Raw genomic sequence first — 15,282 nt, 5'->3', positions numbered from 1 at the left:
TCAAATTACGTCATTGTAAGGAACCACTGCCATGAAAATGCGATCCCGCCTGCTGATATTGAAACTGGCTGCGTCTCGCGCGCTCCCGTCAGATTGTGTTAACATTCGCCGCTCAGTTAACCACCCGTAAAAACAACCATGAAATTTCCCGGCAAACGTAAATCCAAACATTATTTTCCCGTAAACGCACGCGATCCGCTGCTTCAGCAATTCCAGCCAGAAAACGAAACCAGCGCTGCCTGGGTAGTGGGTATCGATCAAACGCTGGTCGATATTGAAGCGAAAGTGGATGATGAGTTCATTGAGCGTTATGGATTAAGCGCCGGGCATTCACTGGTGATTGAGGATGATGTTGCCGAAGCACTTTATCAGGAGCTGAAACAGAAAAACCTGATTACTCATCAGTTTGCAGGTGGCACCATTGGTAACACCATGCACAACTACTCGGTGCTCGCGGACGACCGTTCGGTGCTGCTGGGCGTCATGTGCAGCAATATTGAAATTGGCAGCTATGCCTATCGTTACCTGTGTAACACCTCCAGCCGTACCGATCTTAACTATCTGCAAGGCGTGGACGGCCCGATTGGTCGCTGCTTTACCCTGATTGGCGAGTCCGGGGAACGTACATTTGCTATCAGCCCTGGCCACATGAACCAGCTGCGGGCTGAAAGTATTCCGGAAGATGTGATTGCCGGAGCCTCGGCACTGGTTCTCACTTCTTATCTGGTGCGTTGTAAGCCGGGTGAACCCATGCCGGAAGCAACCATGAAAGCCATTGAGTACGCGAAGAAATATAACGTACCGGTGGTGCTGACGCTGGGCACCAAGTTTGTCATTGCCGAGAATCCGCAGTGGTGGCAGCAATTCCTCAAAGATCACGTCTCTATCCTTGCGATGAACGAAGATGAGGCCGAAGCGTTGACCGGAGAAAGCGATCCGTTGTTGGCATCTGACAAGGCGCTGGACTGGGTTGATCTGGTGCTGTGCACCGCCGGGCCAATCGGCTTGTATATGGCGGGCTTTACTGAAGACGAAGCGAAACGTAAAACCCAGCATCCGCTGCTGCCGGGCGCTATCGCGGAATTTAACCAGTATGAGTTTAGCCGCGCCATGCGCCATAAAGATTGCCAGAACCCGCTGCGCGTCTATTCTCACATTGCGCCTTATATGGGTGGGCCGGAAAAAATCATGAACACTAACGGAGCGGGGGATGGCGCACTGGCAGCATTGCTGCATGACATTACCGCCAACAGCTACCACCGTAGCAACGTACCAAACTCCAGCAAACATAAATTCACCTGGTTGACGTATTCGTCATTAGCGCAGGTGTGTAAATATGCTAACCGTGTGAGCTATCAGGTACTGAACCAGCATTCACCTCGTTTAACGCGCGGCTTACCGGAGCGTGAAGACAGTCTGGAAGAGTCTTACTGGGATCGTTAAGTTATCGGACTGATGACAGTCGGATGCGGCATAAACGCCTTATCCGACCTACGAAAGATGGCCCCTGTAGGCTGGATAAGATGTGTCAACATCGCATCCGGCAATGACAGTCGGATGCGACATAAACGCCTTATCCGACCTTCGGAAGGTGGCACCTGTAGGCCGGATAAGATGCGCCAGCATCGCATCCGGCAATGAAATCAATGTCTTACCCCGTCACCACTTCACCCGCCGGTGGCGTTTCCAGCAGTTCCAGCATAGTACGGGCGATTTCACGCTCGCCCATTACCACCTGATTCGCCCCGCGCTCGGTAATATATGCTACCTCGTCGTCATAATGGGCGCGGGCGATAATCTCAATATCCGGGTTTTTCGCGCGAGCAGACGCCACAATCTCGCCTGCTTCGTAACCATTGGGAATCGTCAGGATCAGCCATTTTGCGCATTCCAGATGCGCTAGTTGCATAATTTCTTCATTCGCCGCGTTGCCTAATACCGCCCGGACCCCGCGCTCGCGCAGTTCATCGACGCGAGTACGTGACGTCTCAATCACCACTAAAGGAATATCAGATGCGAGCAACTTCTCCCCCAGCAGGCTGCCCACACGACCATAACCTACCAGCAGCGCATGGTTGCAGATATCCACCGGAATCTGCTTCTCCTCTTCGATAGCTTCTTCCAGCGTCTGCTCTTCCAGCGTTTCGGTCTTCGCCAGATATTTCTCCAGCAGCGCGAACAGCACCGGGTTGAGCATAATCGACAAAATCGCCCCTGCCAGCACCAGGTTTTGTCCGGCCTGCGGCAACAGATCCAGCGCCATCCCCAGCCCCGCCAGGATAAAAGCGAACTCACCAATTTGCGCCAGGCTGGCGGCGATAGTTAATGCCGTACGTTGAGAGTGACCAAACAGTCGCACCAGGAAAAACGCGGCTAATGACTTACCAAACAGAATAATCGCCAGCGTCGCTAGCACCGCCAGTGGTTGCTGAATCAGAATTAACGGATCAAACAGCATTCCGACGGAGACAAAAAACAGCACCGCAAACGCGTCGCGCAATGGCAGCGTATCGTGGGCAGCACGGTGACTCAGTTCAGACTCGTTCAGTACCATCCCGGCGAAGAACGCGCCCAGCGCAAAGGAGACGTCAAACAGTTCCACCGCGCCAAAGGCAATCCCTAACGCCAGCGCCAGCACCGACAGGGTAAACAGCTCGCGGGAACCGGTTGCCGCGCTGCGTGCCATAATCCACGGCACCAGACGGCGACCTACCAGCATCATAATGGCGATAAATGCGATCACCTTGCCAATGGTGATTCCCATATCAACGGCCAGCGTCGCAAAGCCCACATCACCCTGTTCCATCATTCCTGCTACTGCGGGCAGCAATACCAGCGTCAGAACCATGACCAGGTCTTCCACAATCAACCAACCGATGGCGATTTGCCCACGCTGGCTGTCTATTAATTGCCGTTCTTCAAGTGCGCGCAGTAACACCACGGTACTGGCGGTGGAAAGACATAAACCGAACACGATACCGGTCATTAACGACCAGCCCAGCACGGCGGAGAGCGCCATACCCAGCAGCGTCGCCACGGCTATCTGGGCGATCGCGCCGGGAATGGCGATGGCCTTTACCGCCATCAAATCCTTCAGCGAAAAGTGCAAACCGACGCCGAACATCAGCAGAATAACGCCCAGCTCCGCCAGTTCCGGCGCGAGCTTGGTATCGGCAACAAAGCCCGGAGTGAATGGTCCTGCCAGCACACCCGCTAACAGATATCCCACCAGAGGAGAAATACGTAGTTTATTGGCCAGCATGCCGAGGATAAAGGCGAGCACAAGGCCGCCAACAATGGTGGTGATAAGCGGGGTGGCGTGATGCATTCCGTCTCCTTTTCCTGGTGGTTATTGTCCATTTTTGGCCGGGAAAACCAAAATTACAGGTAATAGTTTATGACAATTTCATTGATGATGTTTATGAATAATTGTTGAATTTTGCAGAAAAATGGAATTAGCTGCAAAAAAAGCACGGATCGGAAAACAGAAGGCGGTTTAACAGAGGAAAGGCTTATGGCGACTGTAAAACGATGCAGCCAAAGTTTGCCTTTGGCTGCAATGAAATCAGTCTTTATGCCGGTTATCAGGCAGGAATATGGTCAACATCCCCAATAGTGGCAGGAAAGCACAGATTTTATAGACTAACTCGATGCTGGTATGGTCGGCGATAAGCCCCAGAACTGCCGCTCCCAGACCTCCCATGCCGAAAGCAAAACCGAAAAAGAGTCCAGAAACCATACCGATACGTCCCGGAAGCAGCTCCTGAGCGTAGACCAGAATGGCAGAGAATGCCGAAGCGAGGATAAATCCAATAATCACCGTTAAAACCCCCGTCCAGTGCAGGCTGGCGTAGGGTAAAATCAGCGTAAACGGCGCAACGCCGAGGATAGAGCCCCAAATCACATATTTCCGTCCAATTTTATCCCCTACAGGCCCGCCGATCACCGTACCTGCCGCAACGGCAAACAGGAATGCAAACAGATGAAGCTGGGCATTCTGGATAGATAATCCGAATTTTTGCATCAGATAAAAGGTGTAATAGCTACTGATGCTCGCCATATAGAAATATTTCGAGAAAATCAGGATTAACAGAATGCTGACCGCCAGTACCACTTTGTTGCGCGGCAGTGGATTGATAATCGTCGCTTTGGGTTTTCCTTTATTCATTCGGTGCTGTGCCGAGTACCAACGGCTGATTTGCGCCAACACCACGATCGCCAGCAGTGCCGCAAGCACAAACCAGGCAACGTTGCCTTTACCATAAGGCGCGATAATCACCGCCGCCAGCAAGGGGCCCAGGGAGCTGCCAAAGTTGCCGCCGACCTGAAAGATAGATTGCGCCAGGCCATGCCGCCCGCCGGAAGCCATACGGGCCACGCGAGAAGATTCCGGGTGAAAGACCGACGAACCAGTGCCGACCAACGCCGCCGCCAGCAGAACTGCGCCAAAACTGCCCGCCAGCGCCAGCAGCACCAGACCGCTTAAGGTAAAGCACATGCCAATCGGCAACGACCACGGCATCGGATATTTATCCGTCCAGTAGCCGACCACAGGTTGCAATAGTGAAGAGGCGAGCTGGAAGGTGAGGGTTATCATGCCAATTTGCATAAATGTCAGAGAAAATTCTGACTGAAGCAGGGGATAAATCGCCAGAATCAGCGATTGGATCATGTCGTTCAGCAGATGTGAGAGGCTGATAGCACCTAAAATACCAAACGATGTTCGGGCCTTGGTCGTTGACGCAGCAGCGCCCGCCACTGGCTGGGTTTGTTCACTCATTGCCATAGGAAAGTCACTTTTTCAGGGTTGCGATGTAAAGAATGATCTTATTTGTGATTATTACCCGACTAACATACCTGTATGCGCCGCCTGAAGGAAGTCTCAACGCTGAATACAGAATTTCTAATCTGGATACAGATTTATCTTCACCGGACGCAGACTTGTCTATGATGTCGCGTCATACTATTTTTCAACACGTTGAAATCTGATCAGGGAGAGAAGTATGAAATTATTGCAGCGGGGCGTGGCGTTAGCACTGTTAACCACATTTACACTGGCGAGTGAAACTGCTCTGGCTTATGAGCAGGATAAAACCTACAAAATTACAGTTCTGCATACCAATGATCATCATGGTCATTTCTGGCGTAATGAATATGGCGAATATGGTCTGGCGGCGCAAAAAACGCTGGTGGACGGTATTCGCAAAGAGGTTGCGGCTGAAGGTGGTAGCGTGCTGCTACTTTCCGGTGGCGACATTAATACTGGCGTGCCCGAGTCCGACTTACAGGATGCCGAACCTGATTTTCGCGGTATGAATCTGGTGGGCTATGATGCAATGGCGATCGGTAATCATGAATTTGATAACCCGCTCACCGTATTACGCCAGCAGGAAAAGTGGGCTAAGTTCCCGTTGCTTTCCGCCAATATCTACCAGAAAAGTACCGGCGAGCGCCTGTTTAAACCATGGGCGCTGTTTAAGCGTCAGGATCTGAAAATTGCCGTTATTGGGCTGACAACCGATGACACAGCCAAAATTGGTAACCCGGAATACTTCACTGATATCGAATTTCGTAAGCCCGCTGATGAAGCGAAGCTGGTGATTCAGGAGCTGCAACAGACAGAAAAGCCAGACATTATTATCGCGGCAACCCATATGGGGCATTACGACAATGGTGAGCACGGCTCTAACGCACCGGGCGATGTGGAGATGGCACGCGCGCTGCCTGCCGGATCGCTGGCGATGATCGTCGGAGGTCACTCGCAAGATCCAGTCTGTATGGCGGTAGAAAATAAAAAACAGGTCGATTACGTTCCTGGTACGCCATGCAAACCGGATCAACAAAATGGCATCTGGATTGTACAGGCGCATGAGTGGGGCAAGTACGTTGGTCGGGCCGACTTTGAGTTTCGCAACGGCGAAATGAAAATGGTCAACTACCAGTTGATTCCGGTAAACCTGAAGAAGAAAGTGACCTGGGAAGACGGGAAAAGCGAGCGTGTGCTTTACACCCCTGAAATCGCCGAAAACCAGCAAATGATTTCGCTGTTATCACCGTTCCAGAACAAAGGCAAAGCGCAGCTGGAAGTGAAAATAGGCGAAACCAATGGTCGTCTGGAAGGCGACCGCAGCAAAGTGCGTTTTGTACAGACCAATATGGGGCGGTTGATTCTGGCAGCACAAATGGATCGCACTGGTGCCGACTTTGCGGTGATGAGCGGAGGCGGAATTCGTGATTCTATCGAAGCAGGTGATATCAGCTATAAAAATGTGCTGAAAGTGCAGCCATTCGGCAATGTGGTGGTGTATGCCGACATGACCGGTAAAGAGGTGATTGATTACCTGACCGCCGTCGCACAAATGAAGCCTGATTCTGGTGCCTATCCGCAATTTGCCAACATTAGCTTTGTGGCGAAAGACGGCAAACTGAACGACCTGAAAATCAAAGGCGAACCGGTCGATCCGGCGAAAACTTACCGTATGGCGACATTAAACTTCAATGCCACTGGCGGTGATGGCTATCCGCGTCTGGATAACAAACCGGGCTATGTGAATACCGGCTTTATTGATGCTGAAGTGCTGAAAGCGTATATCCAGAAAAACTCGCCGCTGGATGTGAGTGTCTATGAACCGAAAGGTGAGGTGAGCTGGCAGTAACCCGAAAGTGCCGGATGTTCGCATCCGGCACAATGCTTAATCGCGACGAGCGATATCAGCAAATTTGGCATCGAGGATCTTCGCCAGGTCGCTTGCCGCCAGTTCGATGTCCAGCCCGCGCTTGCCGCCAGAAACAAAAATAGTGGCAAACTCTTGCGCGGGGGCGTCGATAATCGTCGGCAGGCGTTTTTTCTGCCCCAGTGGGCTAATCCCCCCAACCAGATACCCCGTCGAACGCTGCGCAACCATCGGATCGGCCATCTCAACTTTCTTGGCACCCAACGCCTTTGCTACTTTTTTAAGATCCAGTTGACCTGCGACCGGCGTAACGGCCACTGCCAGATGTTTCATATCACCGTTCACTGCCACCAGCAGCGTTTTGTAGACCTGATCCGGATTCAAACCTAATTTTTTGACGACTTCATCGCCAAAATTGGTTTCAGCCGGATCGTGCTCGTAGGTATGGATTTGAAACGAAATCTTGTTTTTTTCGAGTAATTTAACTGCGGGTGTCATGGTAATTTTCCTGCCTTAAACAAAAAAACGAAGCAAGCATACGCCTGATGGCGGTCCAAAAAAAAGAGTCATCTTGCCTAAGAGTATTGGCAGGATGGTGAGATTGAGCGACAATCGAGTTACACCGTCGCTTAAAGTGACGGCATAATAATAAAAAAATGAAATTCCTCTTTGACGGGCCAATAGCGATATTGGCCATTTTTTTAGCGCAACATTTGTGGCAAATTCCCTTCTCCATACAGGTGTAGTGCACCGACCGCGACCACATAGCGTCCCGGCGGCATGGCGCGTAATTTGTCCCGCCAGGCGAGATTTCGCTGATGCATCAGCACATCGTACAGCGACTGACTGAACGTATTGGGCAGCGTTATTTCATTATTTTGCGGCGGCGCATTCAGCCACCAGCTCATCATTTGTTGCAGCAACCGTGCATTGGTGTGCCAGTGGGTCAGCGTATCGTCCAGCAGCGCCAGTCCTTTGTCAGGGAGCTGGAGCAACATGGCAATCTGGTTTTCTGCCCCTTCCAGTTCAATCACGGGTTTATGTTGTTGCTTCGCCGCCTGCAATAGCTGGTAATCGATACCGTATTCTGCCCGCAGCCCCAGTTTTTGTGCCTGCGTCGCCTGAAGAACCATCGCGATTTGCCACAGCGGTTGGGTAGAAAAGAGCGACGGAGAAATACCCATCTCCTGGCTAATGTGCTGCAGATTTTGTAATTGCTCCTCGCTAATACGCTCTTCCAGCGCCTCGCAGGCAGGCAAATTGGCAAAAGGCGTATCGCTGGTGGAAACATCCGCCTCGACGATCAGCGCATCGGCGTTTTTGAGCTTTTTGATCAAACGGGTGGGCAGGGGAGCCATATCGTGGCTGCCCATATGAATACTGCCAATCAGATGAAAATGGCGATTGCCGGGAAGAGAGATATCGATAGCAGGCCAGGTGTAATGATTACCGCGCAGCGCGGCCCAAAGCGTTTTTACCCGGTACAACAGATCCATACGACCTCCCTTTGTGAAATATTATGCTAGCGCGCGGGGAGGGATGGCGCAAATGGAGTTGGGACGGATTAAATATTTGGCACGCCGGGGAAAACGTGCAAAAAGGTCGCGTAAGGCCAAAACATCGCCGCATCCGGCATCCAGCATCCGGCATCCGGCATCCGGCATCCGAGCACCATTGCCTGATGCGACGCTTACGCGTCTTATCAGGCCTACAACCCTGTGCCTGAATCGTAGGCCGGATAAGGCGTTTATGCCGCATCCGGCAGGCATGCGTCGATGCCAGATGCGCCACCCTAAAGCAGCGCATCCGCAATGACATACTTATTCCTTCGGTTTAAACCGCAGCAACCGGTTGGCGTTACTCACTACGGTGATCGACGAGAGCGCCATTGCTGCCCCGGCAACCACCGGGTTAAGCAGTGTTCCAGTGAACGGCCACAAAATACCGGCGGCAACCGGAATACCAATACTGTTATAGATAAACGCGCCGAGCAGGTTCTGCTTCATGTTGCGCAGCGTTGCGCGAGAAATAGCGAGCGCATCCGCAACACCCATCAGGCTATGGCGCATCAGGGTAATCGCCGCGGTTTCAATGGCAACATCACTGCCGCCACCCATCGCAATACCGACATCCGCCTGAGCCAGCGCTGGCGCGTCGTTAATGCCGTCGCCCACCATTGCCACCTGACGTCCTTCACTTTGCAGACGTTTGATCGCTTCGGCTTTACCGTCTGGCAGCACGCCGGCTATCACCTCATCAATCCCTGCTTCTTTGGCGATCGCATTGGCGGTGGTCGGGTTATCCCCGGTTAGCATCACCAGACGATATCCCGCTTTATGCAGACGTTGCAGCGCCGCCACGCTATCACTACGCAATGGATCGCGCACCGCCAGCAAGGCCACCGCTTTCCCGTCAACCGCCAGCAGCACAGGCGTTGCCCCTTGCGATGCCTGGGCTGAAATATCTGCTTCAATCGCTTTAGTATCGACTTGCTGGTCATTTAACAGCGCCTGATTACCCAGCAACAACGCATGACCTTCTGCTTCACCGCTCACGCCCAGCCCACGCAATGTACGGAAGCCGTTGACCTGCGGCAGCTGCATATCGCCTGCTTTATCGAGGATCGCCCGTGCCAGCGGATGGCTGGAACCTTGTTCCAGTGCCGCCGCCAGACGCAATGCTTGCGCTTCATCAACATCAGCAAATGTTTTTACTGCGACAACCTGCGGCTTCCCTTCGGTCAGCGTCCCGGTTTTATCGAACACTACGGTGTCGAGCGTACTGGCGCGCTGCAGCGCGTCAGCGTCCCGTACCAGCACGCCAAATTCAGCCGCACGCCCGACGCCGGAAATAATCGACATTGGCGTTGCCAGCCCCAGCGCACACGGGCAGGCGATAATCAGTACCGTAGTGGCAATCACCAGGGTATAAACAATTTGCGGTGCCGGACCAAAGAAGTACCAGATTGCCGCACTGACCAGCGCAATCACCACCACTACCGGCACAAATACGGCTGAGATTTTATCCGCCAGCTGACCGATTTCTGGCTTACTGCTCTGGGCCTGGCGCACCATACGAATGATCCGTGACAGCGTAGTATGGCTGCCAACCGCACTGGCACGAAACAGCACGCTACCGTCCTGCACCACGGTACCTGCATGGACGCTATCGCCTTCGCCTTTTTGCTGCGGAATAGGTTCGCCCGTCAGCATTGCTTCATCCAGCCACGCTTCGCCCTGGGTAATTTCACCATCTACTGGTACGCGATCGCCGGTCGTCAGGCGTAGTAACATACCAGGCTGAACATCTGCCAGCGGCACGCTTTTTTCACCTTCGTCAGTGACCAGGCGCGCCGTCGGCGGAGTTAAATCGAGTAATTTCTCCAGCGCCTTTGAAGAACGCTGACGTGCGCGCGCTTCCAGCATATGACCGAGATTAATCAGACCGATAATCATCGCACTGGCTTCGTAATAAAGATGTCGCGCTTCCATCGGGAACCACTGCGGCCACAGGTTGACGCTCATTGAATAGAGCCACGCCACGCCAGTACCCAGCGCCACGAGCGTATCCATTGTCGCCGCACCGTTCAGCAGGCTTTTCCATGCGCTACGGTAAAAATGCCCGCCGGCGAAAACCATTACCGCCAGCGTTATCAGGCCGATAACTAACCACAGACTGCGGTTGTCGGCGGTGACCATCATGTTATCGCCGATCATCCCCCAGACCATCACCGGGATACCTACCGCCAGCGCGACAATTGCCTGCCAGCGGAAGCGCTTCATGGTAGCGACGGCGGTTTCCTGCTGGCGCTCGCGGCGTTTAGCGTCATCTTCAATCGCTTCCGCGCCGTAGCCCGCTTTTTCCACCGCCTGCACTAAATCTTGTGGGGAGGCACTGCCCATCACCAGCGCAGTACGCTCCGCCAGGTTTACCCGTGCCTGAGTGACGCCCGGTACGCTTTGCAGCGCATTTTGTACGCGGGTAACACAGCTGGCGCAGCTCATGCCGCTCAGCAGCAACTGCTGACTGTCATCGTCATCGGCGTTTGCTGCCGGAAGCGCCTCAGAAACCGCTGTCAGTGCTTCCGACGGGATTGATGACTCCGCCAGCGGTTTAGCCTTTGGGTGGCTTACAGATGCGTCATAACCCGCTTGTTTGATGGTTTCGATCAGCTGTTCTGCACTGGCAGTACCGGTAACGTGTGCTTCAGTGATAGACACATCCGCCTGCTCAACGTCCGGGCGCTGTTCGAGACTTTCTTTCACGCGTTTAACGCAGTGACCGCAGGACAGGCCGTCCAGGGTCAGGTCGATAGTTTGTGACATAACGTACTCCTTTAAGACAGTGTTGACTGACTGTGTTAAAGGTTAAACCTTCCAGCAAGGGGAAGGTCAAGAAATTAATAAACCAGGCGGGTAAAAGTCCGTAAAGATTAAAAAATCGGCTCAATTTGCATCAGGATTAGACATTTATCTCTTTGTTTTCCTGTAGTTAAGTCGCGGGTGCTAAGTTAAATCAGGATGCCTGAAAATCGGCACCGGGGTGAGGAATCCCCTCCCGCATCTATAAAAAGGAGTTAACAAAAGATGTTAGATGCAAACACATTACAGCAGGCAGTGGATCAGGCTTACACCCAATTTCACTCACTTAACGGCGGACAAAATGCCGATTACATTCCCTTTCTGGCGAATGTGCCCAGTCAACTGGCGGCAGTGGCTATCGTGACCTGCGATGGTAAAGTCTTTAGCGCGGGTGACAGTGATTACCGCTTTGCGCTGGAATCCATCTCAAAAGTCTGTACGTTAGCCCTCGCGTTAGAAGATGTCGGCCCGCAGGCGGTACAGGACAAAATTGGCGCTGACCCGACCGGATTGCCCTTTAACTCGGTTATCGCCTTAGAGTTGCATGGCGGCAAACCGCTTTCGCCACTGGTAAATGCTGGCGCTATTGCCACCACCAGCCTGATTAACGCTGAAAATGCCGAACAACGCTGGCAGCGAATTTTACATATCCAACAACAACTGGCTGGTGAGCAGGTAGCGCTCTCTGATGAAGTCAACCAGTCGGAACAAACGACCAACTTCCATAACCGGGCCATTGCCTGGCTGCTGTACTCCGCCGGATATCTCTATTGTGATGCAATGGAAGCCTGTGACGTGTACACCCGTGAGTGCTCAACGCTCATCAATACTGTTGAACTGGCAACGCTTGGCGCGACGCTGGCGGCGGGCGGAGTGAATCCGCTGACGCATAAACGCGTTCTTCAGGCCGACAACGTGCCGTGCATTCTGGCCGAAATGATGATGGAAGGGCTGTATGGTCGCTCCGGTGACTGGGCATATCGCGTTGGTTTACCGGGCAAAAGCGGTGTAGGTGGCGGTATTCTGGCGGTTGTCCCTGGCGTGATGGGAATTGCCGCGTTTTCACCACCACTGGACGAAGAAGGCAACAGTGTTCGCGGTCAAAAAATGGTGGCATCGGTCGCTAATCAACTCGGCTATAACGTGTTTAAGGGCTGATCATGATGAACACGGAAGGTAATAACGGTAACAAACCCCTCGGTCTATGGAACGTCGTTTCCATTGGCATTGGGGCAATGGTGGGGGCGGGGATCTTCGCGCTGCTGGGGCAGGCTGCGTTGCTAATGGAAGCCTCGACCTGGGTCGCCTTTGCTTTTGGCGGTATTGTGGCGATGTTTTCCGGTTATGCCTATGCGCGCCTGGGGGCGAGCTATCCCAGCAATGGCGGTATTATCGACTTCTTTCGTCGCGGATTAGGCAACGGCGTCTTTTCGCTGGCGCTCTCGTTACTGTACCTGTTGACGCTGGCGGTGAGTATCGCCATGGTCGCCCGTGCTTTTGGCGCTTATGCCGTGCAGTTTTTGCATGAAGGCAGCCAGGAGGAGCACCTTATTTTGCTCTACGCGTTGGGGATCATTGCGGTGATGACGCTTTTCAACTCCTTAAGCAACCATGCGGTAGGGCGGCTGGAAGTGATCCTCGTCGGCATTAAAATGATGATCCTGTTATTGCTGATTATTGCCGGTGTCTGGTCGCTACAACCGGCGCATATTTCCGTCTCTGCGCCTCCCAGCTCCGGTGCGTTCTTCTCCTGTATCGGGATAACCTTCCTTGCCTATGCGGGCTTTGGCATGATGGCGAACGCGGCGGATAAAGTGAAAGATCCGGCGGTCATTATGCCACGGGCGTTTCTGGTGGCGATTGGCGTTACCACGTTGCTTTATATCTCGCTGGCGCTGGTACTGCTTAGCGATGTATCGGCATTAGAGTTAGAAAAATATGCCGATACCGCCGTAGCGCAGGCAGCTTCTCCGCTGCTCGGGCATGTGGGTTATGTGATCGTTGTCATCGGCGCTTTACTGGCGACGGCTTCAGCCATAAACGCGAACCTGTTCGCCGTGTTTAACATCATGGACAACATGGGAAGCGAACGCGAACTGCCGAAGCTAATGAATAAACCTCTGTGGCGGCAGAGTACCTGGGGTAACATCATCGTCGTGGTGTTGATTATGCTGATGACGGCGGCGCTGAATTTAGGCTCACTCGCCAGCGTTGCCAGTGCCACCTTTTTGATCTGCTATCTGGCGGTGTTTGTGGTGGCGATCCGCCTGCGTCATGATATTCACGCCTCGTTGCCGATTCTTATCGTTGGTACGTTGGTTATGTTGTTGGTGATCGTTGGCTTCATCTACAGTCTGTGGTCCCAGGGCAGTCGTGCTCTGGTATGGATTATTGGCGCGCTCTTACTCAGCCTTATTGTGGCAATGGTCATGAAGCGCAATAAAGCCGTATAAAACCTCTCTGGGCGCAGTACTTTCTGTACTGCGCCTTTGTCTTTAATTCAAATTTCCTTTCTTATTCCTTTAATAAATAAGTCACAAAAAAATGATATATACGCGATAAATCTGTGATGCTAATCACTTATTGCTGTGGATTATTCTTAATGCGTATGATGGTAATCTAAAAGTCGTAGTGTATTCTAAATAAATAACGTATAAGCTTTTTAACTGCATTTCTTTTCCAATCTCAATGTTCGACAAAAGAGGTGCACAAGTTATTACCCTTCTTAATAAAATGAGACTGGTTATAAAAACCAGTTAAAATAATGACCTGGAAGGAAGTGACTTATCTATGGCGCGATTCCAGTTTAAAAGCCGTAAAAATAATGGGTTTATTTTTTTAATAAGTTTTATGGTGATGGGAGAAGCTACAATTGCTGCACCGCTGCCACAATGGGCGAACGCCCCAGCGGTAACGCCAGTTGCCCGATTATCTTTACAGGAAAGTATATTACGCGCCTTTGCGCGAAATCCCGACGTCACTCAACAGGCGGCGCAGATAGGTATTGGCGAAGCGCAAATTGATGAAGCCAAAAGTGCCTGGTATCCGCACGTTGGATTAACCGGCAACGCGGGGCCGTCACGGCAAACGGACTCCAGCGGCAGGCTTGATAACAACGTTTCGTATGGCATAACCCTGACACAGCTGGTGTATGACTTCGGTAAAACAGATAACGATATCAAACTGCAAACCGCCGCTCGTGACAGCTACCGCTTTAAATTGATGGCAACTTTAACCGATGTTGCCGAAAAAACGGCGACTGCCTATATGGAGGTCAGTCGTTATCAGGCGTTGTGCGATGCGGCTCAACGCAATATCCACTCGCTGGAAAACGTCTACAACATGGCGGCGCTGCGCGCTAACGCTGGTCTGAACTCATCGTCAGATGAATTGCAGGCCCAGACGCGTATAGCGGGAATGCGCTCGACGCTGGAGCAATATCAGGCGCAGATGGCGAGCGCCAAAGCGCAACTGGCGGTGCTCACTGGCGTCCAACCGGAGGCGATAGCCGCGCCACCTGCTGAATTAGCCGAGCAGCCGGTATCGTTGAAAAATATTGATTACCAGTCCATCCCGCTGGTGCTTGCGGCAGAAAACTTACGCCAGTCTGCCCAGTACGGCGTGGAGAAAACCAAATCGCAATACTGGCCGACGCTCAGTATTCAGGGCGGCAAAACGCGCTACCAGACCAGCGACTGCTCGTACTGGGACGACCAGTTACAACTAAACGTTAACGCGCCGCTGTATCAGGGCGGCGCGGTTTCAGCCCAGGTGCAACAGGCTGAAGGGCAACAAAAAATCTCTGCCTCTCAGGTCGAACAGGCAAAACTGGATGTGCTGCAACGAGCGTCTGTGGCATATGCGAACTGGACCGGCGCACGGGGTCGCGAAGAAGCCGGTTTAGCACAATCTGAAAGTGCGCACAAAACGCGAGATGTGTACCAAAATGAATATAAATTGGGCAAACGCAGCCTGAATGATCTATTAACCGTCGAGCAAGATGTCTTTCAGGCGCAATCGGCTGAAATAAATGCCAATTATGATGGCTGGGTCGCCGCAGTGAATTATGCCGCTGCGGTTAATAACCTTATTCCATTAGCGGGAATTAAACAGGGCTTATACAACGACTTACCCGACTTAAAATAATCCTGCCATTATTAATATCAGGTATGCATCGTTGTTAAGTGATTACCTTTGTCTTATTTAGATAAATGGACTCGCTAAGGATATGCGCCATTTATCAGGAA

Annotated in this window: 10 protein-coding genes; 5 read left to right on the top strand and 5 right to left on the bottom strand. The window is 52.3% G+C overall.

Annotation, left to right across the window (positions count from 1 at the left end; genetic code table 11):
• Nucleotides 1-138: 138 nt before the first annotated feature.
• A complete protein-coding gene (gene gsk / locus FQ015_RS22205; protein ID WP_000671574.1) occupies nt 139-1,443 on the top strand; it encodes an inosine/guanosine kinase in 1,305 nt (434 codons plus the stop codon).
• 208 nt (nt 1,444-1,651) lie between these two features.
• On the opposite strand, the gene ybaL is transcribed toward gsk, so the two are convergent.
• Together ybaL and fsr are read right to left on the bottom strand one after the other, a co-directional pair.
• On the bottom strand, nt 1,652-3,328 hold the full coding sequence (gene ybaL / locus FQ015_RS22200) for a YbaL family putative K(+) efflux transporter (RefSeq protein WP_000546224.1): 1,677 nt from the start codon (nt 3,326-3,328) through the stop codon (nt 1,652-1,654).
• Nucleotides 3,329-3,565: 237 nt separating this feature from the next.
• A complete protein-coding gene (gene fsr / locus FQ015_RS22195; protein WP_001251634.1) occupies nt 3,566-4,786 on the bottom strand; it encodes a fosmidomycin MFS transporter in 1,221 nt (406 codons plus the stop codon).
• Between the two features lie 217 nt (nt 4,787-5,003).
• On the opposite strand from fsr, the gene ushA reads away from it, so the two are divergent.
• Complete coding sequence (gene ushA / locus FQ015_RS22190; RefSeq protein WP_160524513.1) at nt 5,004-6,656, top strand: bifunctional UDP-sugar hydrolase/5'-nucleotidase; 1,653 nt, start codon at nt 5,004-5,006, stop codon at nt 6,654-6,656.
• Nucleotides 6,657-6,692: 36 nt separating this feature from the next.
• Here the strand turns inward: ushA and ybaK are convergent, their stop codons facing one another.
• From ybaK to copA, 3 genes are all read right to left on the bottom strand, one after another.
• The gene (gene ybaK, locus FQ015_RS22185; RefSeq protein WP_000186628.1) at nt 6,693-7,172 is read right to left on the bottom strand and encodes a Cys-tRNA(Pro)/Cys-tRNA(Cys) deacylase YbaK; all 480 of its coding nucleotides are present in this window, start codon (nt 7,170-7,172) and stop codon (nt 6,693-6,695) included.
• A gap of 203 nt (nt 7,173-7,375) precedes the next feature.
• Complete coding sequence (locus FQ015_RS22180) at nt 7,376-8,170, bottom strand: TraB/GumN family protein (protein ID WP_160524512.1); 795 nt, start codon at nt 8,168-8,170, stop codon at nt 7,376-7,378.
• A gap of 324 nt (nt 8,171-8,494) precedes the next feature.
• Entirely contained in the window at nt 8,495-10,999 is a 2,505-nt protein-coding gene (copA, locus tag FQ015_RS22175) for a copper-exporting P-type ATPase CopA (protein ID WP_160524511.1), read from the bottom strand.
• Nucleotides 11,000-11,260: 261 nt separating this feature from the next.
• Between copA and glsA the strand changes: the two genes are divergently transcribed.
• The 3 genes from glsA to FQ015_RS22160 all read left to right on the top strand — a co-directional run bounded on the left by glsA (nt 11,261) and on the right by FQ015_RS22160 (nt 15,181).
• Nucleotides 11,261-12,193 (top strand): glutaminase A, encoded by a 933-nt coding sequence (gene glsA, locus FQ015_RS22170; protein ID WP_160524510.1) that lies wholly within the window; start codon nt 11,261-11,263, stop codon nt 12,191-12,193.
• Between the two features lie 2 nt (nt 12,194-12,195).
• Nucleotides 12,196-13,488 carry an APC family permease gene (locus tag FQ015_RS22165; protein ID WP_160524509.1) on the top strand — a complete coding sequence of 431 codons (1,293 nt, stop codon included), beginning with the start codon at nt 12,196-12,198 and terminating at the stop codon, nt 13,486-13,488.
• Nucleotides 13,489-13,825: 337 nt separating this feature from the next.
• Complete coding sequence (locus FQ015_RS22160) at nt 13,826-15,181, top strand: TolC family outer membrane protein (RefSeq protein WP_160524508.1); 1,356 nt, start codon at nt 13,826-13,828, stop codon at nt 15,179-15,181.
• Nucleotides 15,182-15,282: the final 101 nt, after the last annotated feature.

It is taken from the genome of Escherichia sp. HH26CH, from assembly GCF_009820205.1.
Classification (GTDB): Bacteria; Pseudomonadota; Gammaproteobacteria; order Enterobacterales; family Enterobacteriaceae; genus Escherichia; species Escherichia coli_F.
This window is presented reverse-complemented; position numbering and strand designations above follow the sequence as displayed.